We start from the raw sequence: 2,147 nt of genomic DNA, 5'->3' as shown, positions 1-2,147 counted from the left end.
GTTCTCGTGTTTCCATGAGCATCATGGTCCGGCACGTCGGTGAACACGCCATGAATCAGAACGTTCAGCACTCCACGATCATGTGTTCCGTAAGGGGATCGTTGAGCGGCAGAGGGGGCGCTGCGCTATGTCGTCGCTCGGTCTTCCGGCGACTCGGTGATGAGCTCCTGCTTGCGTTCGGCTCTGAGCGCGACGACGGTTCCCGCGAGAGCGAGTGCGGCGGCTGCGGTGAAGAGGGCGGTGGCGTCCCACCTGTAGTGACGGATGGTGATGCCTGGTGAGGTCTCGCTGGCTGCGTAGGTGCAGGACAGGCCGAGCGGGTAGAGGATCTTCTCGCCCGACACGCGGCTGGAGTAGAGATCGATCCCGTCGGGGTACTCGCTCTTCTGGCACTGCACGGCGCCCGGTTCCCAGCCGGTCTGAACCCAGCCGATCGTGTGTGTGAGAAGGGCGACTGGGGTCCCGACCACCATCGCGAGGATGCCGAGCGTCTTCGCGGTCCGCAGTTCCAACCCGTCAGAGTAGGGCGGACACCACCCACCACGCGCGTCCCGCAAGGGGATCGGTCAGCGCTTCACTTGGGTTCGGCTGAGTAGGTGCGTGCCGCCCAGCTTGGCCAGTAACTCTCGGCCGCGTCTAGGTCGATGCCGCGAAGACGGATGAGGCAGACGTCCTGGTCGCTGCGGGTAACTACCCAGAGGCTATGGGGCCGGCCGTGAGCTCGCTTCGGGATCCAGGCCAGCACCTCGTCAAGGTCGGTTTCTGAAAGCTCCCACTCTTGGTTCGACGTGCCGTCTTCGGACCAGAAGTGGACGCGGTACGTCGGACCGTCGACCTGCAAGGTTTGGTCGCGCGGATCGTGCAGCTCTGCTTTCATGCGCCCACTGTAACTATCGGGGTGCTCGAGGCTGGCCCGTATGGGGATTGATCACCGGGTCGTCACGCGGTGCGGCCGAGCATCGCAGCGGACGCTGCGGCGCAGTTCTGCGGGCGACGCGCTCGATCGTGTCTTCAGAGCATGGCGGCCTACCGAGGCGACTGCTTCAGAGGACTTGTCCGTCACCTATGGCTTTGGGGCCTTCAACGATAGTGAAGGCCGCTCCGGCGCTGAGGGAGCTGTAGTCGATGTCGTACAGAAGCTGAAGGGTCACTTCGCTCGTCTCGCCGGGATCGACTTCAGTAGCCTCGCTGCTGCGCACGATCACGCCGAGATGCGTTCCGTCGCCGCCGACGACGACGACATGAGGTCGGTACCTTCCGTCGAGACCGATGGGCGCCTTTCGGCCGCCGTCGCTGGTTGGACGGAGACGGATCCTCGCGCGAACCGTTCTCGCGTCTGATTGCGGTGGTGTCACCGGCTGACCACTATGCCTACTGTTCGATGCATGGACTGATCATCGCAGCCGCGCTTCGCGTCCCGGATTGGGATCGTTCAGCGCTTCGGTCGCAGGGGCAGGCCGGTCCGCCCAGTAGGCGAAGGATTCCGATCCTGGGCCCGCGTCAGGAGGCGTCGCTGTCTCTAGTCGAGGCGTCGATCGAGTCGAGGGTGACAACCATGACGGGCTGTATCGACCGCGTTTGAACTGCTCGAGCGTCTTCCACTGCTCGAGCGTCTTCCACTGCGCTGCGGACGAGCGTGAAATGGACAGACCCTGATGCGAAGTCGGCTTCGGGGTCGACAGAGATTGGCGACGACTGAAGCGACAGGACGGCTTGAGCCGCACGGCCCGCCGAGAGTCGAACCATTCGGGGGAGCAGCCCGTCGATCAGGAACAATCCTTGTGCGACCACCTGCTCCCGCCACGATACGTTGGCGGCCGGAAGGTTCGAGCGTAAGTGGATGCTATTCACCCACCACTCCACTCCCCAAGCATCGGACGGCGGAGCCGTCCGGAGGCGAGAGGCGGCGTAGGCCCGAAGTACAACCGAGTCACCTGAACGAGTGAACCCGCGTTCGATGAGCGGTCGGAGCGTGGGATCGTCGTTCAACCAGCGCTCCACGGCTCAACTCTGTCACGCAGTGACGTTGCGCATCGTCCCGTAAGGGAATCGACTGGCGGGCTATTCCTCGATCGGTTCAGCGCCCTCGAGCGGAGTCAGCGTCGCCCAGAATCCGTTCCCGGAACTGAGGTACAGGCGGAGGGGCT

The 2,147-nt window shown here is 63.9% G+C and carries 3 protein-coding genes; all 3 read right to left on the bottom strand.

The annotated features are described in order from the left end of the window. Positions 1-125 precede the first annotated feature (125 nt). Complete coding sequence (locus C5C53_RS16675) at positions 126-512, bottom strand: hypothetical protein (protein ID WP_104234408.1); 387 nt, start codon at positions 510-512, stop codon at positions 126-128. A 62-nt stretch (positions 513-574) separates the two neighbouring features. Beyond that, complete coding sequence (locus tag C5C53_RS16670; RefSeq protein ID WP_104234409.1) at positions 575-877, bottom strand: hypothetical protein; 303 nt, start codon at positions 875-877, stop codon at positions 575-577. Positions 878-1,043: 166 nt separating this feature from the next. After that, positions 1,044-1,205: a hypothetical protein gene (locus C5C53_RS17255; RefSeq protein ID WP_181027273.1), complete on the bottom strand. Its 162-nt coding sequence runs from the start codon at positions 1,203-1,205 to the stop codon at positions 1,044-1,046. Positions 1,206-2,147 lie beyond the last annotated feature (942 nt).

The sequence above is a fragment of the Rathayibacter sp. AY1E3 genome (assembly GCF_002932235.1).
Classification (GTDB): domain Bacteria; phylum Actinomycetota; class Actinomycetes; order Actinomycetales; family Microbacteriaceae; genus Rathayibacter.
The sequence above is the reverse complement of the archived record's forward strand: the minus strand, read 5'-3'. Positions and strand labels throughout refer to the sequence as shown.